This window comes from Pigmentiphaga sp. NML030171 (assembly GCF_002188635.1).
Taxonomy (GTDB): domain Bacteria; phylum Pseudomonadota; class Gammaproteobacteria; order Burkholderiales; family Burkholderiaceae_B; genus Pigmentiphaga; species Pigmentiphaga daeguensis.
The window spans coordinates 115,765-139,894 of the sequence record NZ_NINX01000025.1; the positions used below are offsets into that span (position 1 = coordinate 115,765).

Consider the following 24,130-nt stretch of genomic DNA (forward strand, 5'->3'; position numbering starts at 1 on the left):
GTAATTTACCAACAAGTGGCCTGCCCATTTTAGACCTGCCCAAGCAGCGCCGCACGAACCGGCCAGGCCCCCCCGATCCGTCATGAATCCTCTCGAACACGAACTGAAGTACCCGCTGGGCGACACCCTGCCCGCGGCCGGCACGGCCATCGAGGTCGCGCCCGGCATCCGCTGGATCCGCATGCCCCTTCCCTTCGCGCTGGACCACATCAACCTGTGGCTGCTGCGCGATCGCTTCGAGGGACGGGACGGCTGGACCATCGTCGACTGCGGCATCGCCCGCGACGAGGTCAAGGCGCTCTGGGAACAGGTCTTCGCCACCCAGCTCGACGGGCTGCCCGTGGTGCGGGTCATCGTCACCCACATGCACCCCGACCACATCGGCCTGGCCCACTGGCTGACCGAGAAATGGGGCGTTCCGCTGCAGATGAGCGCCACCGACTTCCTGACCGCCCACCTGTTCGTCGAAGGCCAGGCCATCTCGGGCGGCGAACGCATGGCGGCGCACTTCGCCCGCAACGGCATGACCGACCAGGCCTCGCTGGACGGCGTGCGCGCCCGCACCCGCTACTACCCGCAACTGGTGCCGCGGGTCCCCGCCCATTTCAACCGCATCATGGACCGCGACGTGCTGCGCATCGGCGGCCACGAATGGCATGCCATCGCCGGCTACGGGCACGCGCCCGAGCACATCTCGCTGTATTGCAAGGAACTGAACATCGTCATTTCCGGCGACATGGTGCTGCCGCGCATCTCCACCAACGTCAGCGTCACGGACATCGACCCCGAAAGCAATCCGCTGCAGCTCTACCTGGATTCGCTTGGCGGCTATGCCCACGTGCCGGCGGACGCACTGGTGCTGCCCTCGCACGGCCGGCCCTTCGTCGGCATCCATACCCGCATCGCGCAGCAGCATGCCCACCACGCCGACCACCTGGCACGCGTCAAGGAGGCCTGTACCGGCAAGGCCGCCTCGGCCTACGACATCGTGCCCGTGCTGTTCAAGCGCAAGCTGGACCTGCACCAGATGACCTTCGCGCTGGGCGAGGCCATCGCCCACCTGCACATGCTGTATTACCAGGGCGCGGTCGCCCGCGAGATCGGCGCCGACGACATCGTCCGCTACCGGGTCCCCGCCTGACCTTCCGCGCGGCCCCCGGCGGCGCGCATTCCACTGCTATGCTTGGCGCCCCGGCCGCCGCCGCGCGGGGCGGCTTCCCTGGGCCTGTCGACGCAGGAGTCCGAGATGAAGAACGTCTACAAGTATTTTTTCCGTGGCCTGATCACCATCCTGCCGCTGGCGTTGACGCTGTACCTGCTGTATGTGTGCGTGGCATGGATGGAAGCCCTCGCGCTGGCGGTGCTCCACCCCTTCGTCGGCAGCTTCTACTTTCCCGGCATGGGCCTGATCCTGGGCGTGCTGGGCATCGTCGCGGTCGGGATGCTGGTGTCCAAGCACCGGGTGCGCCGCATGCTTTCCTACGTGGAATGGCCGTTCACCAGCATCCCGGTGGTCAAAAGCATCTATTCCTCGCTCAAGAGCTTCGCCGACTACTTCACCCCCAGCACCAGCCAGGGCGGGCAGCAGGTCGTCATCCTGCGCATGCCGGGCCAGGAGATCGAACTGGTGGGACTGGTCACCCGGCGCAGCACGGCCGGCCTGCCCGAGGGCTTCCTGCCGGGCGAACGGGTCGCCGTGTACCTGCCCATGGGATACATGATCGGCGGCTACACGGTATTCGTGCCGATCTCGTGGGTCACGCCCATCGAGATGTCGGTGGAAGAAGCGATGCGCTCGTCGCTCATCGCCTGGATGGCACGCGCACCGCAGGCGGCGCCCGCCCCCAGGCAGGAGTGACGAAACCGGGGCGGCGGATCCGCCGCCCTTGCCTCAAAGTGCCGTGCAAGCGGGTCGATCATGCATGGGGACGCCGCCGCCCCATCACCGGCTCCACGGCAGCGGCGCCGCGTTCATCCCCCAGTAGTAGCTCTTCTGGTTGGTGTATTCCAGGATGCCCAGCCGGCCCTTTTCCCGTCCCGTGCCGCTCATCTTCACGCCGCCGAACGGCGTGCTGACCGAGAACAGCTTGTAGGTGTTGATCCAGACGGTGCCCGTCTGCAGCGCGGCGCCGATGCGCCAGGCGGTCTTGTAATCGTTCGTCCAGATGCCCGAGGCCAGGCCGAACACGCTGTCGTTGCACTGGGCGATCAGGTCGGCCTCGTCGGTCCACGGCAGCAGCGCCAGCACCGGGCCGAAGATTTCCTCCTGGCACATGCGGGCCTGGTTGGGCAGGCCTTCGATCACGGTGGGCAGGTAGTAGCTGCCGCGGTCGTAGCCGGCGCCCGTGGGCCGCTGGCCGCCGGCAAGCACCTTGCCGCCCTCGTCCACGCCCAGTTGCACGTAGCGCTCCACCGACTCGCGATGGGCCTGGCTGACCAGCGGTCCCATCTGGGTCCGCTCGCTGGCCGGATCGCCCACGCGCAGCGCCCGCACGCCCGCCAGCAGGCGTTCCTTGAAGGCTTCGTACACGCTGGCATGCACGAAGGCGCGCGAGCCCGCGATGCACGATTCGCCCGACGAACTGAAGATGCCGTACAGCACGCCGGCCACGGCGTGGTCCAGGTCGGCGTCGGCGCAGACGATGGTGGGCGACTTGCCGCCCAGCTCCAGCGACGTCGGCATCAGGCGCTCGGCCGCCAGCCGGGCGATGCCCAGGCCCACGGTGGTGCCGCCGGTGAAGGCGATGCGGCGGATCAGCGGATGGCGCACCAGCGCGTCGCCGACCACCGAGCCCTTGCCGGGCACCACGCTGATGATGCCGTCCGGCACGCCTGCCTGCTGCGCGATGCGGGCCAGTTCGATGGCCATGCGCGGCGTGATTTCGGCCGGCTTGAACACGACCGCGCAGCCGGCCGCCAGGGCGGGCGCCAGCTTCTGCGCCTCGCTGGCGATGGGCGAGTTCCACGGGGTGATGGCGCCCACCACGCCCAGCGGCTCGTGCACGCTCATACTGACGTAGTCGCCGCGCGACGGGGTAATGGTGTCTTCCATCGTCTCGCAGGCCGCCGCGAAGAACTGGAAGGTGCCCGCCGCGCTGGCCACCAGCGCGCGCGTCTCGTTGATGGGCTTGCCGTTGTCCAGACGCTGGAGCTGCGCCAGTTCCTCGGCCCGGGCCCGGATGCCGGCGGCGATGCGGGTCAGGATGGCGCCGCGCTCGTGCGGCTTCAGGCTCGCCCATTCGGGGCGCAGGCGGGCGGCCTCGGCGGCCCGCACGGCCTGGTCCACGTCGTCGGCGGTGGCCGCGTGCAGCGTGGCGACCTGGCTGCCGTCGGCGGGATATTCGGTCACGTACCGGGGGCCCGAGGCGTCGCGCCAGGAGCCGGCGATCAGGGTCTGGATGTGTTCGGTCATGTCAGGGTTCCATGAAAGGCCGGGCGCTAGAAGGCCTGGGTATAGATTGCGAGCGCGTCGTCGCGGGTTAGGTCGCGGGGGTTGTTCATCAACAGGCGGTCCACGGTCATCGCCGCTTCGGCCAGCGCCGGCAGATCGGATTCGCCGACCCCCACATCGCGCAACCGCTGCGGGATGGGCGATGCCGCCACGTGGGCCTGCATGGCGGCGATGAAAGCCAACGCCGCCTCGGCATCGGCCGCGTCGCGCAGGCCGGGATCCAGCGCGCGCGCCAGTTCGGCATACGCGCCTTCGGCCACCGGCAGGTTGAACCGCAGGATGGGGACCATGACCAGCGAGTTGGCCAGTCCGTGCGGCACGTGGAAGTGGCTGCCCAGCGGATGGGCCAGCGCGTGGATGGCGGCCACGGGGGCGTTGGCGAAAGCCATGCCCGCCAGCAGCGAACCGAGCAGCATGGCTTCCCGGCTGTCCAGGTCGCCGCCCTGCCGCACCGCGCCGCCCAGGTGGCCGTGCAGCAGTTGCAGCGCGCGCACGGCCAGCATGTCCGACATGGGATTCTTCTTGTGCCGGGTCGTGTAGGCCTCGATGGCGTGGACCATGGCGTCGATGCCGGTCATCGCGGTGGGCCCGGGCGGCAGCGCCGCCGTCAGCGCGGCATCCAGCACCGCCACGTCGGGGAACAGCAGGGAGCTGATCACGCCGCGCTTCTGGTGGTCGGGCGTGGACACCACCGACGTGGGCGTGACTTCGGACCCGGTGCCCGCGGTGGTCGGCACCTGGATCAGCGGCAGGCGCGGCCCGCGGGCGCGCTGCGGGCCATAGATGTCGGCCAGCGGCTGCGGGTTGGCGGCCAGCAGGGCCACCAGCTTGGCGGTGTCGAGCGAGCTGCCGCCGCCCAGGCCGATCACGCAGTCGGCGCGGTCGTCGCGGGCGGCCTGCGCCGCCTCCAGCACCACGTGCTCGGGCGGGTCGGCCTGGACGCGGTCGTATACGGTCACGTGCACGCCGGCGGCGCGCAGGGCGGCGGCGGGCGCATCGATCAGGCCGGCGGCGACCAGGCCGGGATCGGTGACGAGGAACGCGCGGCGATGGCCGCCGGCCTGGAGGATCCGGGCCAGCCCGAGGGCGGCCCCGCGCTCGCAGACGATGCGAGGCGTGGTTTCGAAATGGAAGCTGGGCATGGACATCGGCTCCGTCCGGGCCGCGCGGGGCGGCCGGGGTGAGCACGGCCCTCACCCCATGCGCGGTGATGCGGAAAGCAGGAAGAAGGGACGGCCGGCGCGCGGCGCGCCGGCCAGGACGCGGATCAGTACGCCGAGATCTTGGTCTTGGCGATCAGGTCGCCGAAGTTCTTGTACTCGGTGCGCAGCGCGTTGCCGAGCTCCTCGGGCGTGGTGGCCACGCTCTCGAAGCCCATGGCCTGGATGCGCTCGACCGAGTCGGGCTTCTTCAGGCTCTTGTTGATCTCGGCGTTCAGGCGCTTGATCACGTCGGCCGGCGTGCCGGCCGGGGCGAACACGCCGTGCCAGCCGCTGACCTTCTCCAGCTCGGGCAGGCCGGCTTCGCGGAAGGTCGGCACGTCGGGCAGGGCCGAGGCGCGCTTGGGTCCGATCACCGCCAGGGCCTTGAGCTTGCCCGACTTGACGTGGACGGCGCTGCCCGAATCGAAGGTGAAGTCCACCTGGCCCGCCAGCAGGTCCTGGATGGAAGGCGCCAGGCCCTTGTAGGGCACGTGGGTCGCGTCGGTGTGGGTTTCCAGGTTCAGCAGCGCGCCGGCCACGTGCGGGAACGAGCCGTTGCCGGTGGATGAATAGTTCAGCTTGCCGGGGTTGGCCTTCATCTTCTCGACCAGGCCCTTGACGTCCGAGACGCCCACCTTGGGATTGACCAGCAGCGCCATGTTCAGGCCCGCCGTCATCGCCACCGGGGAGAAATCCTTGATCGGGTCGAACGGCACGTTCTGCATCACGTACGGGCCCAGCGCCAGCGTGCTCGAGGCCAGCATCAGCAAGGTGTAGCCGTCCGCGGGCGCGCGGCGCACGTAGTCGGCGGCGATGTTGCCGTTCGCGCCCGGCCGGTTCTCGACCACGAACTGCTTGCCCATCGATTCGCCCAGGTCCTTGGCGACCATGCGCGCGATCGCGTCGATGGTGCCGCCGGCCGGCACGGACACCACGATGGTCACGGGCTTGGACGGGAAGGTATCGGCCATCGCGGCCACGGGAACCAGGGCCGACACGGCCACGAGGGAAAACAGCTTGCGCATCATCACATCGATCTCGTAAAGGGTGGGACAGCGGCGGCCGGACCGCCCGGTGCGGCGTCTGCGGCTCGTCCATGCGAAAAATTGTAGGCAGCCAGGCTGTGTGACAATGGCATTTCTGGTTAACCAGAGGTTAACGATTCGCCACACGCCCGTTGCCGGGCCCATGCCAGGTTCCGCCATGTCACGCCTGCTGAACAGCCGCCATTTCCAGATCTTCGCCACCCTCATGCGCAGCCGCGGCATGAGCGAAGCCGCGCTGCGGCTGGGTATTTCCAAGGCGGCGGTCAGCAAGACCCTGCGGCTGATGGAGCGGGAAACCGGCGTCGCGCTGTTCACGCTGGCGCACGGGCGGCTCGAGCCCACGGCCGCGGCGCGCCGCCTGCTGCCGCGCGCCGAACAGGCGGCCAAGCACCTGGAATGGGCGCTGGACGAGGCCTACGCGCTGGACCAGGGGTCGGTGCGCACCGTCGTCGTCGCGGCCCACGCGCCGCCGCTGATCGCCATCCTGCCCAGCGCCATCCAGCGCTTCAAGGAAAGCCATCCCGACGTCAACGTGCACCTGCGCGTGGAAGGCCCGCCCAAGGTGCTGGAGTCGGTGGCCCACCACGAGGTGGACCTGGGCGTGACCAACCCGCCGGCGCCCAACACGGCCAGCAGCGTCGACCTGTGCCAGCGCCACACCATATCGGAGGACCTGCTGGTGGCGGCGCTGCATCGGCGCCATCCGCTGGTGGCCAAGTCCGTGGTGCGCCCGGAAGACCTGGTCGGCGCCACCGTCATCGCCCTGCCCGAGGAGTCGCCCACTTCCATCCTGGTGCGCGCCACCTTGCAGGAAGCGGGCGTCAGCATACCCAAGACCATCTTCGCCAGCACGTCCATGGGCGTGTGCGCGCTGGTGCAGCAGGACGTGGGCATCGGCCTGATCAATCCCATGCTGCTGTCCACCGGCATCTTTCCCGACGTCGTGACCCGGCCGTTCCGGCCTCGCATCGAGCTGTGGACCGAAATCTACTATTCGTCCATCCGGCCGCTCAGCCCCGAGGCCCGGGCGCTGGCCACCTATATCGAGGAAGCGGCCTCGGCGCTGCGCGGGCACGCGCCGCTGGGCAAGCCCGCGCCGGGCTGAAAGGCCGCCCTCAACCGCAGCGTATCGCCGTCACGACCTCGCGGCGGTTGACCTCGACGTTCACCCGGAACGGATTGAATTCCATAGTGATGGCCTGCCCGGGGCGCAGCACGCGCGCGCTGCCGGCGCCCGAGGCCTTGCGGGCTTCCTCGACCAGCACCGAGCTGAGCTGCTGGCCGACCAGGGTCTGGGCCGCGTCGGCCTGGCATTGTCCCTGCGGCGCTTGCGCCGCGGGCTGGGTATCGGCGATGGGCACGGGGGCGGCGCAGCCGGCGGCGAAGGCCAGCGTGGCAAGGGCGAAGGCGCTCCGGATCATGGGTTCTCCTTGTGGGCGTTCATCGATAGAACAGCGTGGGCGGCATCCCGAAATGCCGGCGGAACATCGCTGCGAAGGCGCTCTGGCTCTGGTAGCCGTGGTCGAGCGCGACGTCGACCACTTTATCACCCCGGGCCAGGCGCTCCAGCGCGGCCAGCAGGCGCACCTGCTGGCGCCAGTAGCCGAAGCGCATGCCCGTCTGCTGCTGGAACAGCCGGTGCAGCGTGCGGGCCGACATGCCCGCGCCGCCGGCCCAGGCGTCGACCGTGCGGCCGTCGTCCGGCGCCGCGATCAGCCGCTCGCACACCGCACGCAGGCGCGGGTCCGACGGCAGCGGCAGATGCAGCGGCAGCACCGGCAGCGCCCGCAGCTCGTGCAACAACAACTGCCTCAGGCAACCGGCGCGCGACGCCGGCCCCCCGCCCGGCGGCAGGTCGATGGCGGCCAGGATCAGCTCACGCAGCAGCGGCGGAATGGCCAGCACGCAACTGCCCTGCGGCAACTGCGCGCCGGCGTCGGCCGCGACGAACACGGTCCGCATCTTCACGTCGCCGCTCATGCGCACCTGGTGCGCGATCCCGGCTTCCAGCCACACGCCGCGCGTGGGCGGCACGACCCAGCGGCCGCCCTGGGCGTCGATACGCATCACGCCTTCGATGGCGTAGAGCAGTTGGCTGTAGGCATGGCTGTGCGGAGCGATCACGTGGCCGTGCGGATAATCCGCGGCGATGGCGGTGACGGGCACCCCGGCCCGGGCCGTATCCCGCAAATGCGCATCGACATCCATGATCTGTCACTTTTAAGATAACTTTCTTCATATTAGCGTGAGACAGCCGACCAGCAAGCGCGGAGCATAGGAGTCCATTCTTTCCGGAGCCCTTTCGATGTCCCCCGCCGCGTATCTCTTCCCCTTCCTGGCCATCGTCTTCTGGGCCGGCAACGTGATCGTGTCCAAGATGGCGGCCTCGGCCATCTCGCCCACCGCCATCACGTTCTACCGGCTGGTGCTGGCCATCGCGCTGCTGAGTCCCTTCCTCGCGCGCCCCATCTGGCGCAACCGCGACGCGATCCGGCGCCACTGGTGGCAACTGGCCATAGGCGGCCTGTTGTCCATGGCCCTGTTCCAGGCCCTGTCCTACCGCGCCGCCGAAAGCACCACGGCCACCAACATGGCCATCGTCACCGCGCTGATCCCGCTGCTGACGGCGATCCTGAGCGCCGCCCTGCTGGGCGAGCCCGTCACCGTGGGCATGGCGACCGGCGGCCTGCTGTCGTTCGGTGGCATCCTGTACCTGGTCGGCCACGGCGACATCGGCGCGGTACTGGCTCAGGGCGCCCACCTGGGCGACGTGCTGATGCTGTTCGCCGCGCTGGCCTATTCCCTGTACGGCGTGCTGCTCAAGCGCTGGCGCATGGCCATTCCCGCCTGGCAATCGACCTACATGCAGGCGGCCTTCGCGCTGGTGTTCATGTTCCCGCTGTTCCTGGCCCTGCCCGCCGGCACCGCCACGCTGGACGCCAGGACCGTGCCGCTGATCGCCTACGCCGGCATCTTCTCGTCCATCATCCTGACCTTCTTCTGGATACAGGGCGTCAAGCTGCTGGGCCCCAATCGCTGCGCGATCTTCATCAACCTGCTCCCGGTGCTGACCGCGGGCCTGGCCATCGCCCTGCTGGACGAACCCATGCGCGCCTACCACGTGATCGGCGGCGGCATCAGCCTGGCCGGCGTGCTGATCGCGCAGACCGTGCAGCGCCCGCTGTTCGCGGCGCGGGCATCGCTGGCGCGGTAACGCCCCCGCGCTGTCGGGTCAGGTCTCGCCGTCCGGCGCCCGCACCAGCCGCAGCAACGTGATTTCCGACGGCACGCCGAAGCGCATGGGAGGCCCCCAGTAGCCCGTGCCGCGGTTCACGTACACCCACATGCCGTCCTGGCGATGCAGTCCCGTCACGAACGGCTGTTGCAGCGGCACGAAGAAATTCCAGGGCAGGAACTGCCCGCCGTGCGTATGGCCCGACAACTGGAGATCGAAGCCCGCCTGGGCGGCCAGGGCCGCGCTGCGCGGCTGGTGAGCCAGCACCACGCGGGCGCCGGCACCGGCCGGCGCGCCGTCCATCGCGCGTTGCGGATCGCTGCGATGCGCCGGGTCGAACTGGTGGGCGCTGTAGTCGGTAATGCCGGCCACCACCAGTTCCTGGCCCGCGTGCCGCAGCACCACGTGTTCGTTCAGCAGCACCCGCATGCCCATCCCGCGCAGGGCGTCGATCCACGCGTGCGCGCCCGAGTAGTACTCGTGGTTGCCGGTCACAAAGAAGGTTCCGTGGCGCGAGGCCAGTTCCGCCAGGGGCCGCGCGTGGGGCGCGAGATCGGCCACGCTGCCGTCGACCAGGTCGCCGGTGATTGCCACCATGTCCGGCCGCAGCCGGTTGACCGCGTCGACGATGCGCCGCACGTAGGGCGCGCGGATGGTGGGGCCGACGTGGATGTCGCTGATCTGCGCAATGGTGAATCCTTCCAGCTCGGCGGGCAGCGCCCGCAGCGGGATGTCGATCCGGACCACGCGCGCCACGCGGCGGGCGCCGACGAAGCCGGCCACCGACATCAGCAGCGAAGCCGCCACCACGAACAGGGCCGACGGTACCGCCAGCGCGGCGTGTCCGTCACCGGTCCCGAACCACGCCATGGCGGACGCGCCAGCCAGCACGAGATCTCGCAGCAGCGTCAGCACGAACAACGACGAGAACAGGCCCATGCACAGCAGCCCCAGCCAGATCGCGCCCAGCAGCAGGGGCCCGGCCGAGCGCCGCCGCGCGAGCATGCTGGTTGGGATCAGGATGGCGGACGCCGCCAGCACGGCCGCCAGCGCCGGAGCCAGGCCCGGCACCACGCCCAGGTCGGGCACGAGGCGCAGCCCGACATAGGCATGCACCAGGCCGATCAGGCCGAAGAAGTAGAACCTGTGCAGGGCGCGCCGCTGGCTCACTGGTGGCTCTCCTGTCGCTGCGCGACATCCTTGCTAGGACGAGGCGGCACGCCCGCGTGTCACGCCGCCGTTCCGCGCCGCGCCGGCGAGGCGAAACGGTACACGGCCAGCGTGCTGCGCCAGCCCGGCAGCCACGAGATTTCGCGGGCGTCGGCGAAGGTCGCGCGGGCCAGGATGCGCAGTCCGAGCTTGGCGGCCAGCGCCTCGAAGTCCTTCAGCGTGCACAGGTGGATGTTGGGCGTGTTGTACCACTGGTAGGGCATCTGCCCGGTCACGGGCATGTGTCCGCGCAGGATGGACAGGCCGTGGGTCCAGTGGCCGAAATTGGGGAAGGAGACGATGCCCTCGCTTCCCACGCGCGCCATCTCGAGCAGGATGCGCTCGGTGTTGTGCACGGCTTGCAGCGTCTGCGACAGCACCACCGTATCGAAGCGGCCGTCCTCGAACAGCGCCAGTCCGTCCTCCAGGTTCTGCTGGATGACGTTGACGCCCTTGCGCGCGCATTCGATCACGTGCTGGTCGCTGATCTCGACGCCGACGATGCTGGCCTGTTGCGCATCGCGCAGGTGGGCCAGCAGCGTGCCGTCGCCGCAGCCCAGGTCCAGCACGCGCGAGCCATCGGCGATCCAGCCGGCGATGCGGGCCAGGTCGGGACGCAGGGGGGCGGCGTTGCGGTTCATCGCGCGCCTCCCGCCGCACCCAGGCCCAACTGGCGGGCCACGCGGTCGAAATATCCCCGCACCACCGCGTGGTAGCGGACATCGTCCAGCAGGAAGGCATCGTGGCCGTGCGGCGCCTCGATCTCGGCGTAGGTGACCGGACGGCCGTTGCGCAGCAGCGCCTGCACGATCTCGCGCGAACACGAGGGGGGGAAACGCCAGTCCGTCGTGAACGACGTCAGCAGGAACTCCGCCTGCGCCGGCGCGAGCGACCGCGCCAGGTCGCCGCCGGCCTGCTTGGCCGGATCGAAATAATCCAGCGCCCGCGTGATCAGCAGATAGGTATTGGCATCGAAGTACTTCGAGAACTTCTCGCCCTGGTAGCGCAGGTAGGACTCCACCTCGAATTCCACGTCGTAGCCATAGCGGAACGCGCCGTCGGCCCCGGGCGAACGCTGCGCCCGCCCGAATTTCTCGGCCATGTCGTCGCCCGACAGATAGGTGATGTGGCCGATCATGCGCGCCACCGACAGGCCGTTGCGCGGCACCGTGCCATGGGCATAGAAGTCGCCGCCGTGGAACTCGGGGTCGGTGATGATGGCGCGCCGCGCCACTTCGTTGAACGCGATGTTCTGCGCCGACAGCCGCGGCGTGCTAGCGATGACCACGCAATGCGCCACGCGCTCGGGATAGGTGATGGCCCAGCTGAGCGCCTGCATGCCGCCCAGCGACCCGCCCATGACCGCGGCGAAGCGGGCGATGCCCAGCCTGTCGGCCACGCGCGCCTGCGCATGGACCCAGTCTTCGACCGTGACCACGGGGAACGAGGCGCCGTACGGGCGGCCGGTGCGGGGATCGATGCTGGCGGGCCCGGTGGATCCGAAGCAGGACCCCAGGTTGTTGATCCCGATCACGAAGAAGCGATCGGTGTCCAGCGGCTTGCCCGGCCCCACCATGTTGTCCCACCAGCCGACGTCGGACGGATCGTCCGCCGAGACGCCGGCCACGTGGTGCGAGGCGTTCAGCGCATGACAGACCAGCACCGCGTTGGAGCGGTCGGCGTTCAGGCGGCCGTAGGTCTCGATCATCAGCGAATACGGGCCGAAGGCCGTGCCGCTGGCCAGTTGCAGCGGCTCGTCGAACGTCATGGCCTGCGCCTGGACGACGCCGACGGAATCGGGACCGATGGGAGGAGATGCGGGAGTGTCGAGAAAGGCGGTCAACGCCTCTTCGAGATGCGAATCGGAAGACACGATGGACGGAGCTCTTTAGCTGGATTTATCAGGCGCCCGCAAGCGGACCAGGCAAATCGGCGCCAATGAAAAGTACGGGAATTGTAGCACCGGGCCATGGACGGGCGCCCTCCCGCGGGAACACCCGTCGCTTGCCCGGCGCCGCGCGCCAGGGCGTCACCCCGCCCTGGTCGACCCTTGCGCGGTCTTCAATAGCCCGGCCCACAGCCGCTGCTCGGCCTGCGCGGTGCGCGCCAGGTCGGCGGGCGGCCCGGGACGAGCCGTCAGGCCCACGGCCGCCAGTTCCCCTTTGACGTCGTCGCGGGCAAGCAGGGATTGCAGCAAGGCGTTGTAGCGCTGCACGATCGGCGCCGCCATGCCCTTGGGCCCCCACAGCGCGTACCAGGGATCGACGTCGTAGCCGGCCACGCCCTGCTCGTCCAGCGTGGGCAGGTCCATATAGGGCTGCTGCCGCTGCCGGCGCGTGCCGCCCAACACCTTGATGCGCCCGCTCGCGGCATGGTTCATCGCCACCTGTACCGGCAGGAACATCACCTCCACCTGCCCCGACAGCACGTCGGTGGTCGCGCCCGCCGAACCCTTGTAGGGAATGTGCTGGAGCTGGATGCCCGTCTTCGCCATCAGCAGTTCCATGCACAGGTGATGGTGGGTACCCAGTCCGGGCGACGCGTAGCGCAGCGCGCCCGGACGAGCCTTGGCGTAGGCCACCAGTTGCGCCACGTCGGCGACCGGCAGCGCCTGGTTCACCACCAGCGCGAAATTGCCGGAACCCACCAGCCCGACGGGCGTGAAATCCGCCAGGACATCGAACGGCAGCTTGTCGTAGAAATAAGGCAGTGTCAGGGTGGTCGACACATTGCTCATCAAGGTATGGCCATCCGGCGGCGCCTTGGCCACCGCCTCCATGCCTATCATGCCCGAGGCGCCCACCCGGTTCTCGACCACGAAGGCGACACCAAGCTCGCGGCTCATGCGCGGAGCCAGGATGCGCGCCACCGAGTCGGGCGTGGTACCCGGCGTCTGCGGCACCAGGATACGCACCAGCCTGTCGTCAAGCTGGCCTGGCTGGCCCGCGCCCGCGCGGCCCAGCCACGCGGCACCGGCCACGGCCAGCACCCGGCCGAGCGCCGCGCGCCTGCCGGGGCGAACCGGCAGGTCGCCGGCCGCGTCGCATGGGGATTCGATGTTCGTGTCTTTCATGTCTCCTCCTTATGTCCGGGCCTGCGCCCGGTTCGATGCGTGGGTTTGCATTTATCATCTACCGCTGCGGCGAAGCGCTTTCCTGCGCGCCGCCCTCCCGTAACGATTGCCCCGATCCGCCATGCCCGCCGACCCGCCCGCCACCAGCCTGGAAAAAATGCTGTCCATCCTCGACCTGATCGAGGACAGCGACGCCGGACAGAGCTACGACGATCTCTCCGACAAACTGGGGCTCGCGCGCTCGACGCTGTACCGCTACCTCAAAGTGCTGACGGAAGCCGGCCTGCTGACCTCCTTGCCGGACGTGGGCTACACGCTGGGGCCAAGGATTTCCGAACTCGACTACAAGATGCGGATGCGCGACCCGCTGATCATCGCCAGCCGCCCGATCATGATCGAGCTGGTCAAGGCCGTGCCGGGCATCGCCCTGCTATGCCGCAGGTACCGGGACAAGGTCCTGTGCGTGCACCAGGAGTCGAATACCGACGCCTTCAACAGCAGCTACGAACGCGGCTACGCCCGGCCCCTGCTGCGCGGATCGGCCTCCCGCATCATCCTTGCCTACACCCCGGCGCGAACCGTCGGCCGGCTTTATGAAGCCGATCCGGCCGCGTTCGCCCAGGCCGGCCTGGGCGACTCGCTCGAAGCCGTCAAGGCCACCCTGGCCGCCATCCGCCAACGCGGCTGGGACTCCACCAGCGGACAGGTCACCCATGGCGTCACCGGCGTTGCCGCGCCCATCCTGGATAGCCGCGGCAGCGTCGTGGGCAGCCTGAGCGTCACCATAGGCAAGGCCCGCCTGGACGAACGGGAAACCGCCGCCGCGGCCGACCGCATCGCGTTCTGCGCCGGCATCGTCAGCAAGACCATCGCCAGCGATACGCCGCGCGCCCGCGACCAGGCCCTGCGCACCGCACACGCGCGGACGCCGCCCGACCCGATGCGCGAGGACGACTGACACCGCCGGCTCACCAGGCCGCGGGTTCGATCGCCCCCAGGTTGGGCAGGTTGGTGGGCTTGGGCCCGTTCCAGATGTCCGTGGTGCGATAGCTCTTGTCCAGCTGGCGCGGCTGCCGCGGCCCCGTTTCCGGAAACTCCTCCATTCCCAGCGTGAACTCGACGGTGAAGCCGTCCGGATCCGCGAAATACTGGAAGACGCTGCCCGAGGCCTTGTGCCGGCCAGGCGAAGGCGCCACGATGGCGCCTTCATCCAGCAAGCGGTTGCGCCCCGCCATCAGGTCGTCGAGACTCTCCACCGAATACGCCGAATGGAAGAACGCCGGCGCCTTGCCCTGCTGGATGGCGAACGAGTGGTGGAAAGGATTCGGGAAGCAACGCATGAACGCGAAGTACGGGTCGCCGTCGTCTTCATGACGGAAATCCGATACCCGGAAGTTCATCACTTCGGTATAGAAACGCAGGCTCTGCGCAAAATCGGGCACGCGAATCACCGCGTGGCTCAGGCGCAGCAGCTTCATGGGGTGCGGCGTGAAGGCCTCGGTCCGCTGGCGCATGCCTGCCAGCAGGTCCAGGGTGATGCCATTGGGATCCACCAGCCGGATGCCTTCTTCCACGCGCAGGTCGGCGCACTCGCCGGCGCCCAGGCGCCGATGCCGCACGCCGGCCCGTTCCAGCACCTCGCGCGCCACCGGCACTTGCGCCGCCGACTCCAGCTCGAAGGCGATGCGCTTGAGGCTGGGCTGCGCCGCCGCATGCAGCGACAGGTTGTAGTGGTCGGCATCGCAGGACAGGAATGCGGTATCGGCGGTACGCTCGACCAGGTCCAGGCCGACCATGTCACGGTAAAAGGCCGCCGAACGGTCCAGGTCCGACACGTTCAACGCCAGATGGCTCAGTTTCTTGAATCTCAGCACGATTCACCTCGTCACGTTCACGGTTCCAGGCGCAGGAACGCACGGTCCACGTCCACCTCGCGCACCATGCCTTGCGCCACGGCGGCTTCGCAGAAGACGCGCAGCGCCGGCTCGCTGTTCTTCCAGCCGTACTCGTTCCAGTGCTTGCCCAGCGCGGCGCGGGTACGGTCCTGCTCCAGGTCGCCCAGCGGCAGGAACTGCGCCGCCTCGTGCGCCACTTCCTGCGCGGCGTGATGCAGCGCCCGCGTGTACAACTCGACCAGCGCCCCGGCCAGCCCGGGCCGCTCGCGCAGCAGCGCGGCGCGCACCGCGATCACGTGCGTCACCGGCACCACCCCGGTCTGCCGCGCCAGCGCCAGGGCTTCCCCCGCCGGATCGGGCGACAAGTAGCGCAATCCCGTCATGTCCAGCGGCCGGCGCGCGAAGATGAAGCAATCGGCGTCGCCCGAACGCAGCACGTCGGCCGGCCCGCGGCCCTTGAGCGACCAGTCGATTTGCACGCCCTCGGGATAGGACATGCCTGCCAGGCGGTCATCGGCCAGCGGACACCACACCACCCCGGCCGTATCCACGCCGTGCATGCCCAGGTACCAGCGGTGCCACAGGGCGGCGGTCAGCCAGTACTGCGGCACCGCGACGCGCCTGCCGGCCAGCGACTTGTGGCCGGACAGCTCCGAGCCCTCGCGGCAGAAGGCGTACTGCGACACCAGCTTGCGCGCGAAGACGGGCAGCCCCACCAGCGAGTCGTCCCGCTCGCGGGCCTTGACGAAGGTCGCCAACGACATCTCCGCCACGTCCAGTTCGCCGCGCAGCGCCTTCATCGTGCATTCGTCTATGGTGCGCGTCGCGCTGACACGGTAAGCCAGGCCCGGCACGTCGATCAGCCCGGACAGCAGCGGCTGGGTATGAAAGGACGGCGTGGCGCCGATATGGACCGCTGCCGGTTGTGCCATGTTCGTCATGGGTATGTCTTCCTCCTGTTGATCGCTTTACGCGCGCGCCGCTTCGGCCCGCCCGCGCCAGTATTCCCAGGCGCGGGCGAATCCCTCGCCCGGCAGCCCGTCGCGCAGCCGCGCGCATATCTTGTCGACCTCGCCTTCGGTCAGGAAGGTGATCGGCCCCAGGTGGCTTGCCTGCAACTGCAGATTGGCGTTCACCTCCAGGTAGACGGCGGTATAGACCGCTTCCTTGATCGAGCCGCCCACCACCGTGCAGCCATGCCCGCGCATCAGCGCGCTACGGTTCCGCGCCAGCACGGTGGCCAGGTCCCGGCCCATCTCCATGTCGCTGACCAGCAGCGTGGTGTCGCCGAACCTGTCCTGGGCATCCCAGGTCGGAATGTCGAAACCGATGGTCGCGCAGCTATGCACCACGGGACGCAGGGGCGCGCCGGTCACGGCGAAGGGCACCACGCTGCGGCTGTGGTTGTGCACCACCGACTGCACGTCGGGACGAGCTTCGTAGATCGCGCCGTGTATGAAGCGCTCGAGGTAGGGCTTGCGGCCGCGCGCATCGACGGGCTCGCCCTGGAGGGTGAACTCCATGATGTCGGCCAGCTCGACCCGCTCGGGCGGACGCGCGCGCGACAAGAAGTAGCGGTCCGGATCGTCGGGGTGGCGCACGCTGATGTGCCCGAACGCATCGACCACGCCTTCCGACGCGAGTATGTGGTTGGCCGTGACCAGCTCTTCCAGCAGTGCTTGCGGCATCGCCATTCGGACTTCCTTGCTAGAGAATGAAACTGACGGATCCCAGCGAGCCGAGCTCGTGGGCATCGATCACGATGCGCCGCTGCCTGATCTTCAGGCCGTCGGCGGTGATGCGCAGCTGATAGGTCAGTCCGCCGACGTACTCGCGTATGCGTTCGTGCCGGCGGTAGCGGTGGCAGATGAAGTTGGCGGCCACGGTGGCCAGGTCGCCCTCCTGCCCCAGCACGCGCACGTTGCTGATGCTGCGGCGCAGGCGCGACCTGGGCGCCTCGGCATGGCAGTTCGGATCCAGCACGCGTATGACGCGCTGGCGGATGCGCTCGGCATCGTCCGCGATGATGAACAGCGTATTGCGCGGATCGCCGTCCGGCTTGTCGTTGGGCGGAATGAGATAGGTGGCATCCGGGGTCAACAGTTCCAGCCATTCCTTGAGCCGCCACTCGTCAAGCAACGCCGCCTCGAAGTACAGGAAATCCTCGGCCTCGGCCCGGGTCAGGCGGCCGGCTGCGCTCTGTTGCATCACGCGTTCTCCTGCATCATGCGGTTCCAATGGCGCCAGAAAGTGCGCAGGTGGTGTTCATCGCTGTTGAGCTGCTCCGACTCGGGCTTGCCCATGCCTCGCGACATCTCCGACCATTCATCGCTGCGCCAGTTGGCCATGCCCTGCTGCACCAGCTCCAACGCCTCCACGTCATCGGGCGTGGCGAATCCGCCCGGACCGTAGAACGTCAGGAAAGCGTCCAGGCGGCGGGCCCGGGCCGACTCGTCCTCTTCGACCGGCCCCAGCGCCCAGGCCGTCACCTCCATGCGCTCCGGGCCGTCGGGGAAGAAGGTGCGGATGGTGACCGACGAACCGTCGTTGATGACCAGGTTGGGGAAGATGACCAGGTTGCGATTGGTGTTGGCCACGCGCTCGGCGCGCTCCGGGCCCAGCCGCTCCACCAGTTCCTGGCGGATGGCGTCGATCTCGTCGCGTGCCGCCTCGCCGTACAGCGGTATCCAGTGCGCCACCGGACGGCCGCGGAAATTGACGTTGTCGGTGGTGAAGTGGCCATTGCCCAGGCTGATGGCATAGCCCTTGGTCGGCAGGACCTGGCCGGCTTCGCGCGGGGGCCGCTCGATGGTCACGCCCGAATTCGCCATGAAATTCAGCCAGGTCGAGTGCGTGGTCGGCAGGTGGTAGTCGTCCACGCTGTTCTCGACCATCAGCTTCCAGTTGGCCGCCACCGCGTATTCCTGCGTGCCGGAGATCACCTGCATGGTGCCCGACGGCGACTGGTCCACCACCAGGTCGATGTACTCGGTGGCCCGGCCCAGGTAGGCCTGCAGGGCAGGCGCGTCGGGATCCAGGCACATGAACCAGAAATCGCGATATTGCTCGAAGCGCGGCGGCCGTTTCAGGCCATATTCGTTGCGGTCGAACGAGCCTGTGTAGGCGTCCTCGCCGGGAATGCGCGCCAGGCTGCCATCCAGGCCGTAGCTCCAGCCGTGGTAGACGCAGAAAAACCGCCGGGCGTTGCCCTCGCGCTTGGTGGCCACCACCGCCCCGCGATGCCGGCAGGTATTGAAGAAGCAGCCGATGGCGCCTTCCGCGTCGCGGGCAAAGATGACCGGCCTGCCCGCGACCTTGCGCGTCACGAAGTCGCCCGGCTTGGCGAGTTCGGACCCATGGCCGACATAGATCCAGCACTTGGCGAAGACCTTGTCCATTTCCTCGGCCAGCACGGCCGGCGACACATGCACGGCCCGATGCAGCAAGAAGCGCTGGTTCACGGGATCGTCAATGATGTAGTTCATCTTTATTCCAACGATTAGGGACGATAGTTAACTCATCGTTAAATCTATCATCCCATATGTTGGGAATAAAAATCCAGCATCTTGCGGATTTCCCTAGGAAAAATTCGTTTACCAAGCGTTATTTATGAGAAATCATTAGGATTAGAATCCCACCATTTGGACTTATCTGAATAACAAATATCCCACATTAAGGGACTTTTAATCCACGAGGAGACAGTGATGCCTGCAATCGCCCCCCTGCTGCCGAAACGGCAAGCTCTCGCCTGGCTGGCCGCCGCATGCACGGCCGTGGCCGGTTCCGGACCGGCCTCGGCCGGCGAAACGGATGGCGCCTATCCCGAGCGCACCGTCACCCTGGTCGTACCCTTCACGCCCGGCACCAGCGCCGACATCATCGCCCGCGTCATCGGCCCCAGGCTGGCCGAACGCTGGAAGGTCGCGGTAGTCACCGAAAACCGCCCGGGCGCGGGCGGCAATATCGGAGCGGAGCTGGTGGCGCGCGCCGCACCCGATGGCTACACCCTGCTCATGACGGCTACCGCCTTCGGCACCACGCCGGTCATCAACAGACACACGCCGTTCGACCCCATCAAGTCTTTCCGCCCGATCGGCCTGGCCGCGACCAGCGCCATGGCCCTGGTCGCCCCGGGCAAGCTGCCGGCGCAGTCGGTGCAAGACCTGATCCAGCTCGCGCGCGCCCAGCCCGGCAAACTCAACTACGCCTCCCCCGGCACCGGCACCGCGCAGCACCTGGCCATGGAACTCCTCAAGCAGAGCGCCCAGCTGGACATGGTCCACATCCCCTACAAGGGCACGGCAGGCGCCCTCACGGACATCATGGGCGGGCACGCCCAGGCCATGGTGACGAGCCTGGGCGCGGCCACGCCTTTCCTGCAGAGCGGGCAATTGAAGGCGCTGGCCGTGATGAGCAAGAACCGGGTGCCGGAACTGCCCGGTACCTCCACGGTGGTGGAACAGGGACACCCGGAATTGGTGGTGGACACCTGGTATGGACTACTGGCGCCCGCCAATACGCCAGATGCGATCATCGGCAAGTGGAACAAGGACCTGAACGCGCTGCTGCGCGATCCGGACGTCATTGCCAGCCTCAAGAACCAGGGCCTGGTGGCAACGGGCGGCACCCCGCAGGAACTGGGAGCGCTGATCCAGAGCGAACTCGCGCGCTGGGCCAAGGTCGTGGCCGCGGCAAAGATCGCCGCGGATTGAAGGCGCCCGGCGGGAACGCTCCGGCCTTACAACAGGCCCTGCAGGATGGCCTGGGCCACGGCCGCCTGCTTGTTGTTGACCTGGAGCTTGGCAAAGGCATTGCCCAGGTGGAAGTTCACGGTCCGTTCGCTCACGCCCAGGATCTGGGCGGTCTCGCCACCGGTCTTGCCCATCGAGGCCCAATGCAGGCACTCCTGCTCGCGCGCGGAAAGCCGGATGGGAAGCGCGGGCTGATCCTGGTCCGGCAGGCGCAGATACGCATCCACCAGCAACGAAGCGGCGTGATGGCACAGGTCGGCCAATTGCGCATGAGTCTCGAGCCGGCTCGCCGCCTCGGGGGAATCGAACAGCAGCGCCAGGCAGGCTACCGTATCGCCGGGATGCAGGCCCTCGGCCACCAGGAACAGCGCGCCGTGCGCATCCAGGCGCCGCAACGCGTCGTGGGCGGATGAAGGTTCGCCGTCGTCCAGCGCGTGCCAGGCCATGCGAACCTGACCGGACCGCCAGCCGGACGGCGCGACCAGCGGCGGAAGCTCCGGCCGGAAACCTTCCCACCAACCCGGCGCATCCTCATACCGCAGCCGCAACACATTACCGTCGCTGGTGCACTGGACGATGCACAGCGCGTAATGGGCGGCGCCAAGTTCCCAGGAGAACTCGCGGACGACCTTGCCGATGGCGGCGGGACAGGAGGCTTCAATCAACGGGCGCAGTGCCCGCAACGCGCGGGTACTGGGTCTCATGCTCTTCGATGCTGCGTGCTGCGTGCTGCGCAATGCCAAAGATGAAGGGACGGGCTTCGTCATTTCACCAGAATGTCATTTTTGTAACATTCTATGACGAACTCACTGGTTTGTGAATAACTTTCTGAATGCGAAAGTGTCCGGAGAGGCGCGCCCTTATTGGTTCAGCAAAGACAGGTCCATTTCCGACGCGCGATTCAGGACCGCGGCGACCTTGGTCCGCAGCGCATTCGAATGGGCATGCAGGATCTCGCGCTTGACGTCCAGCAACTGCTGCGGATGCATCGAGAACTGCGTCAGGCCCAGGCCCAGCAACAGCCGCGTCAACTCGGTATCGCCCGCCATTTCGCCGCACACCGATACCGACTTGCCGGTGCGCGACCCCGCGTTGATGGTGTTGGCCACCAGGCGCAGCACCGCGGGATGCAGCGAGTCGTACAGCCCGGCCACGTCGGGATCCGCCCGGTCGATGGCCAGCGTGTACTGGATCAGGTCATTGGTGCCGATGGACAGGAAGTCGAAGGCCTCGACGAAAGGCTCGATGGCGATCGCCACCGCCGGGATCTCGACCATCGCGCCCACCTGGATGTTCTGGCCATAGGCCTGACCGCGGACGTCGAGCTCCTGCCTGGCCGCCGCGATGGCGGCATAGGAAGCGCGCGCCTCGCGCAGGTGGGCCACCATGGGGATCAGTATCCGCACCGGGCCATGGGCCGAGGCGCGAAGAATGGCGCGCAGCTGCGTGGCGAACAGTTCGGGATGGGCCAGGCAGTAGCGGATCGCGCGCAGGCCCAGCGCCGGGTTGGTGGCCACGGTGGCCTCGCCGTCCAGCGTCTTGTCGGCGCCGATGTCCAGGGTGCGGATGGTGACGGGGCGTCCCGCCATCGTGCGCACCACCGAGGCATAGGCCTCGTACTGCTCGTCCTCGCCGGGCAGGCCGTCGCGCCCCATGAACAGGAATTCGCTGCGGAACAGGCCGATGCCCTCGGCCCCCGCGTCCAACGCCGCCTGCGCCTCTTCGGGCAGTTCGATGTTGGCCAGCATGGACACGACCACGCCGTCCAGCGTGATGGCCGGCACGTCGCGCAGCGTCGCCAGCGTGGCCCGCTCGCGCGCATAGTCGGCCTGGCGGGCACGGTACTCGGCCACGACGCGCGGCGGCGGGTTGACCAGCAGCACGCCGGCCTCGCCATCGACGATGACCATGTCGCCGTCGCGCAGCAGCGTGCGCGCCACGCCCAGCGCCACCACGGCGGGCACGCCCATGCTGCGGGCGACGATGGCCGTGTGCGAGGTCGCGCCGCCCAGGTCGGTGGTGAAGGCCGCGAAGCGCGCGCCGCGCAGCTTGAGCATGTCGGCGGGGGCGATGTCGTGCGCGACGACGATCAGCGGATCGCCATGGTCGTCGATGGCCGAGCCCTTCAAGCCGCGCGGCCGCCCGTTCGCCTCGGCCAGCGCGTGCAGGATGCGCTCGATCACCTGGCGCACGTCGCCGCCCCGCTCGCGCATGTACTCGTCGTCCATCTGCGCGAACTGCTCGGCCAGCGCCTGGCCCTGGGCGGTCAAGGCCCATTCGGCGTTGTAGTGGCGGGAACGGATGATCTCCAGCGGCTCGAGCGAGATCATCGCGTCGGCCAGGATCATGCTGTGCACCTGGAGGATGGCCCCCAGTTCGCGGGGCACGTCGGGGGGGAGATGGTCGGCCAGCTGGGCCAGCTCGTCGGAAGCGGCGCGGATGGCGGCGGCCAGGCGCGCGCACTCGGCCTCCACTTCCTCTTCATCGATACGATAGTGGGATACCTCTAGAGCGGCCGCGCCGATGACCACGGCGCGGCCGATGGCATAGCCGCGCGACACCCCCAGTCCGTGCAAGGCCAGCATCAAGGTCTCCATAGGCTACTCGGCCTCGCCGAACTTCTGCTCGAACAGCGCCCGGATCTGGTCCAGGGCCTCCTGGGCGTCCTCGCCCTCGGCATCGACGGTCACCTTGGTGCCGATGCCGGCCGCCAGCATCATGACGCCCATGATGCTCTTGGCATTGACGCGGCGCGTGCCGCGCGCGATGTGGATCTCGCTGCGGAACCGGCTGGCGAGCTGCGTGAGCTTGGCGGATGCCCGCGCATGCAGGCCCAGCTTGTTGATAACGGCGATGTCGATGCTCGGCATGGTCAATGGTCTTCAGGTTCGCCGTCGACGCGCAAGACGCCTTGCGTGCCGCCGGCCAGGGCGCGCTGCGCCAGATCATCAAGGGAAAGGTGGCGGTAGGGCAAGGTGCGCAGCAACATCGGTATGTTGACGCCCGCCAGCACGGTGGTGGGCGTTCCCAGCCGCGACGCCTCGCGCGCCGCCCGGTCGGTCTGGTTGGCGGGCGTGGCGCCCACCACGTCGGTCAGCACCAGCACGCCTTCGCCGGCCGCCGCGGATTCGATGCGCTCGAGCACCGCGCGGAACATCTGGTCGGGATCCTCGTCGTTGCCGGCATCGTAGGCCAGCACGCCCGACAACTCGCCGAAGATGTGCGATGCGCAGGAAAGGAGCGACGAAGCCAGCGGTTCGTGCGCGACGATGACGACGCCGGTCATGCCGATCTCGCTTCCGGTTTCGCGGCGACGGCGTCCTCGAGGGCCCGCGCGAACATCGCGCCGACGTCGAAGCCGGTCTGCTCGGTGATTTCACAGAACGTGGTGGGGCTGGTCACGTTGATCTCGGTGACGTAGTCGCCGATCACGTCCAGGCCCACCAGCAGCAGCCCCCGCGCGGCGAGCTTCGGCCCCAGCTCGCGGGCGATGGCCAGGTCGCGCCCGGACAGCGGCTGCGCCACGCCCCGGCCGCCGGCGGCCAGGTTGCCGCGGGTCTCGCCCGCCTGCGGAATGCGCGCCAGGCAATACGGCACGGGCTCGCCGCCGATCAGCAGCACCCGCTTGTCGCCCTGCAGGATCTCGGGAATGTAGCGCTGCGCCATGATGCTGCGCTGGCCGTTGTCGGTCAGCGTCTCGAGGATGGCGTTCAGGTTCGCCTCCCGCGGCGCCAGCCGGAAGATCCCGGTGCCGCCCATGCCGTCCAGCGGCTTGACGATGACGTCGTGGTATTCGTTGTGGAAGGCCCGCAGGCGCGCCATGTCGCGCGTCACCAGCGTCGGCACCGTCAGGTGCGGGAACTCGGCGATCGCCAGCTTCTCGGGGTGGTTGCGGATCGCGGCCCCGGAATTGAACACGCGCGCGCCCTGGGCCTCGGCCCGCTCCAGCAGGTGGGTGGAATACACGTATTCCATGTCGAACGGCGGGTCTTTGCGCATCAACACCGCGTCGAAGGCGGTCAGCGGCTGGTCGCCCTCGGGGCCTTCCTTCCACCAGGCATGCTCGTGCAGGTCGGCGTCCGGAACCAGCTCGACGGGCCGGGAAGCGGTGCGCACCGCGCCGTCGATGATGTAGAGATCGCCCTGCATCGCCACGCTCAGCCGGTGGCCGCGGGCCACGAGGGCCCGCATCATCGCCACGGAGGTGTCCTTGTAGGCCTTTAGCGCGGGAAGCGGGTCAACAATGAAAAGTACGTGCATGATGGCCT

25 protein-coding genes and 1 riboswitch are annotated in these 24,130 nt (G+C 68.4%); of the genes, 6 read left to right on the forward strand and 19 right to left on the reverse strand.

Annotation, left to right across the window (positions count from 1 at the left end; all coding sequences use genetic code 11):
- The first annotated feature begins 82 nt into the window (after positions 1 to 82).
- Both CDO46_RS08425 and CDO46_RS08430 read left to right on the forward strand, forming a co-directional pair.
- A complete protein-coding gene (locus CDO46_RS08425) occupies positions 83 to 1,141 on the forward strand; it encodes an MBL fold metallo-hydrolase (protein ID WP_087838095.1) in 1,059 nt (352 codons plus the stop codon).
- Between the two features lie 105 nt (positions 1,142 to 1,246).
- Positions 1,247 to 1,858, forward strand: coding sequence for a DUF502 domain-containing protein (locus CDO46_RS08430; protein WP_087838096.1), 612 nt, complete (start codon positions 1,247 to 1,249; stop codon positions 1,856 to 1,858).
- Positions 1,859 to 1,942: 84 nt separating this feature from the next.
- On the opposite strand, the gene CDO46_RS08435 is transcribed toward CDO46_RS08430, so the two are convergent.
- The 3 genes from CDO46_RS08435 to CDO46_RS08445 form a co-directional block, all read right to left on the reverse strand.
- Positions 1,943 to 3,412 (reverse strand): aldehyde dehydrogenase, encoded by a 1,470-nt coding sequence (locus CDO46_RS08435; protein WP_087838097.1) that lies wholly within the window; start codon positions 3,410 to 3,412, stop codon positions 1,943 to 1,945.
- Positions 3,413 to 3,438: 26 nt separating this feature from the next.
- Entirely contained in the window at positions 3,439 to 4,593 is a 1,155-nt protein-coding gene (locus CDO46_RS08440) for an iron-containing alcohol dehydrogenase (protein ID WP_087838154.1), read from the reverse strand.
- Positions 4,594 to 4,718: 125 nt separating this feature from the next.
- Positions 4,719 to 5,681, reverse strand: a complete 963-nt coding sequence (locus CDO46_RS08445; protein ID WP_087838098.1) for a tripartite tricarboxylate transporter substrate binding protein — start codon at positions 5,679 to 5,681, stop codon at positions 4,719 to 4,721.
- Positions 5,682 to 5,856: 175 nt separating this feature from the next.
- On the opposite strand from CDO46_RS08445, the gene CDO46_RS08450 reads away from it, so the two are divergent.
- Positions 5,857 to 6,804, forward strand: a complete 948-nt coding sequence (locus CDO46_RS08450; RefSeq protein WP_165963115.1) for a LysR family transcriptional regulator — start codon at positions 5,857 to 5,859, stop codon at positions 6,802 to 6,804.
- Positions 6,805 to 6,814: 10 nt separating this feature from the next.
- On the opposite strand, the gene CDO46_RS08455 is transcribed toward CDO46_RS08450, so the two are convergent.
- Together CDO46_RS08455 and CDO46_RS08460 are read right to left on the reverse strand one after the other, a co-directional pair.
- Positions 6,815 to 7,120 carry an I78 family peptidase inhibitor gene (locus CDO46_RS08455; protein ID WP_087838100.1) on the reverse strand — a complete coding sequence of 102 codons (306 nt, stop codon included), beginning with the start codon at positions 7,118 to 7,120 and terminating at the stop codon, positions 6,815 to 6,817.
- A 19-nt stretch (positions 7,121 to 7,139) separates the two neighbouring features.
- Positions 7,140 to 7,907 carry a helix-turn-helix transcriptional regulator gene (locus CDO46_RS08460; protein WP_087838101.1) on the reverse strand — a complete coding sequence of 256 codons (768 nt, stop codon included), beginning with the start codon at positions 7,905 to 7,907 and terminating at the stop codon, positions 7,140 to 7,142.
- Positions 7,908 to 8,004: 97 nt separating this feature from the next.
- Between CDO46_RS08460 and CDO46_RS08465 the strand changes: the two genes are divergently transcribed.
- On the forward strand, positions 8,005 to 8,913 hold the full coding sequence (locus CDO46_RS08465; RefSeq protein ID WP_087838102.1) for a DMT family transporter: 909 nt from the start codon (positions 8,005 to 8,007) through the stop codon (positions 8,911 to 8,913).
- An 18-nt stretch (positions 8,914 to 8,931) separates the two neighbouring features.
- Here the strand turns inward: CDO46_RS08465 and CDO46_RS08470 are convergent, their stop codons facing one another.
- The 4 genes from CDO46_RS08470 to CDO46_RS08485 all read right to left on the reverse strand — a co-directional run bounded on the left by CDO46_RS08470 (position 8,932) and on the right by CDO46_RS08485 (position 13,216).
- Positions 8,932 to 10,104, reverse strand: a complete 1,173-nt coding sequence (locus CDO46_RS08470) for a metallophosphoesterase (RefSeq protein ID WP_254914572.1) — start codon at positions 10,102 to 10,104, stop codon at positions 8,932 to 8,934.
- A gap of 59 nt (positions 10,105 to 10,163) precedes the next feature.
- Complete coding sequence (gene metW, locus CDO46_RS08475) at positions 10,164 to 10,784, reverse strand: methionine biosynthesis protein MetW (protein ID WP_087838103.1); 621 nt, start codon at positions 10,782 to 10,784, stop codon at positions 10,164 to 10,166.
- On the reverse strand, positions 10,781 to 11,950 hold the full coding sequence (locus CDO46_RS08480; protein WP_243724496.1) for a homoserine O-acetyltransferase: 1,170 nt from the start codon (positions 11,948 to 11,950) through the stop codon (positions 10,781 to 10,783). Before CDO46_RS08480 ends, metW begins: the two co-directional genes overlap by 4 nt.
- Before the next feature lie 60 nt (positions 11,951 to 12,010).
- A riboswitch (SAM riboswitch) is annotated at positions 12,011 to 12,089 on the reverse strand.
- Positions 12,090 to 12,172: 83 nt separating this feature from the next.
- Positions 12,173 to 13,216: a tripartite tricarboxylate transporter substrate binding protein gene (locus CDO46_RS08485; protein WP_087838104.1), complete on the reverse strand. Its 1,044-nt coding sequence runs from the start codon at positions 13,214 to 13,216 to the stop codon at positions 12,173 to 12,175.
- A gap of 121 nt (positions 13,217 to 13,337) precedes the next feature.
- Here CDO46_RS08485 and CDO46_RS08490 point away from each other — a divergent pair, with 121 nt between their 5' ends.
- Complete coding sequence (locus CDO46_RS08490; protein WP_087838105.1) at positions 13,338 to 14,174, forward strand: IclR family transcriptional regulator; 837 nt, start codon at positions 13,338 to 13,340, stop codon at positions 14,172 to 14,174.
- A gap of 10 nt (positions 14,175 to 14,184) precedes the next feature.
- On the opposite strand, the gene CDO46_RS08495 is transcribed toward CDO46_RS08490, so the two are convergent.
- Genes CDO46_RS08495 through CDO46_RS08515 form a run of 5 tightly spaced genes read right to left on the reverse strand, consistent with a single transcriptional unit; the run spans position 14,185 to position 18,596 of the window.
- Entirely contained in the window at positions 14,185 to 15,090 is a 906-nt protein-coding gene (locus CDO46_RS08495) for a VOC family protein (RefSeq protein WP_087838106.1), read from the reverse strand.
- 17 nt (positions 15,091 to 15,107) lie between these two features.
- The gene (locus CDO46_RS08500) at positions 15,108 to 16,052 is read right to left on the reverse strand and encodes an MqnA/MqnD/SBP family protein (protein WP_087838107.1); all 945 of its coding nucleotides are present in this window, start codon (positions 16,050 to 16,052) and stop codon (positions 15,108 to 15,110) included.
- 27 nt (positions 16,053 to 16,079) lie between these two features.
- Positions 16,080 to 16,805: a class II aldolase/adducin family protein gene (locus tag CDO46_RS08505; protein ID WP_087838108.1), complete on the reverse strand. Its 726-nt coding sequence runs from the start codon at positions 16,803 to 16,805 to the stop codon at positions 16,080 to 16,082.
- Positions 16,806 to 16,818: 13 nt separating this feature from the next.
- On the reverse strand, positions 16,819 to 17,319 hold the full coding sequence (locus tag CDO46_RS08510; protein WP_087838109.1) for an aromatic-ring-hydroxylating dioxygenase subunit beta: 501 nt from the start codon (positions 17,317 to 17,319) through the stop codon (positions 16,819 to 16,821).
- Positions 17,319 to 18,596, reverse strand: a complete 1,278-nt coding sequence (locus CDO46_RS08515) for an aromatic ring-hydroxylating dioxygenase subunit alpha (protein WP_087838110.1) — start codon at positions 18,594 to 18,596, stop codon at positions 17,319 to 17,321. Before CDO46_RS08515 ends, CDO46_RS08510 begins: the two co-directional genes overlap by 1 nt.
- A 219-nt stretch (positions 18,597 to 18,815) precedes the next feature.
- Here CDO46_RS08515 and CDO46_RS08520 point away from each other — a divergent pair, with 219 nt between their 5' ends.
- Positions 18,816 to 19,823 (forward strand): tripartite tricarboxylate transporter substrate binding protein, encoded by a 1,008-nt coding sequence (locus tag CDO46_RS08520; RefSeq protein WP_087838111.1) that lies wholly within the window; start codon positions 18,816 to 18,818, stop codon positions 19,821 to 19,823.
- 26 nt (positions 19,824 to 19,849) lie between these two features.
- On the opposite strand, the gene CDO46_RS28635 is transcribed toward CDO46_RS08520, so the two are convergent.
- The 5 genes from CDO46_RS28635 to gshB form a co-directional block, all read right to left on the reverse strand.
- Positions 19,850 to 20,566, reverse strand: coding sequence for a response regulator transcription factor (locus CDO46_RS28635; protein ID WP_254914573.1), 717 nt, complete (start codon positions 20,564 to 20,566; stop codon positions 19,850 to 19,852).
- A gap of 156 nt (positions 20,567 to 20,722) precedes the next feature.
- Positions 20,723 to 22,459 (reverse strand): phosphoenolpyruvate--protein phosphotransferase, encoded by a 1,737-nt coding sequence (gene ptsP, locus CDO46_RS08530; RefSeq protein ID WP_254914574.1) that lies wholly within the window; start codon positions 22,457 to 22,459, stop codon positions 20,723 to 20,725.
- A gap of 3 nt (positions 22,460 to 22,462) precedes the next feature.
- Positions 22,463 to 22,732: an HPr family phosphocarrier protein gene (locus CDO46_RS08535; protein WP_087838112.1), complete on the reverse strand. Its 270-nt coding sequence runs from the start codon at positions 22,730 to 22,732 to the stop codon at positions 22,463 to 22,465.
- Between the two features lie 2 nt (positions 22,733 to 22,734).
- The gene (locus tag CDO46_RS08540) at positions 22,735 to 23,148 is read right to left on the reverse strand and encodes a PTS sugar transporter subunit IIA (RefSeq protein ID WP_087838113.1); all 414 of its coding nucleotides are present in this window, start codon (positions 23,146 to 23,148) and stop codon (positions 22,735 to 22,737) included.
- Positions 23,145 to 24,122 (reverse strand): glutathione synthase, encoded by a 978-nt coding sequence (gene gshB, locus CDO46_RS08545; RefSeq protein WP_087838114.1) that lies wholly within the window; start codon positions 24,120 to 24,122, stop codon positions 23,145 to 23,147. The genes CDO46_RS08540 and gshB overlap by 4 nt, the downstream gene beginning before the upstream one ends.
- Between the last annotated feature and the right edge of the window lie 8 nt (positions 24,123 to 24,130).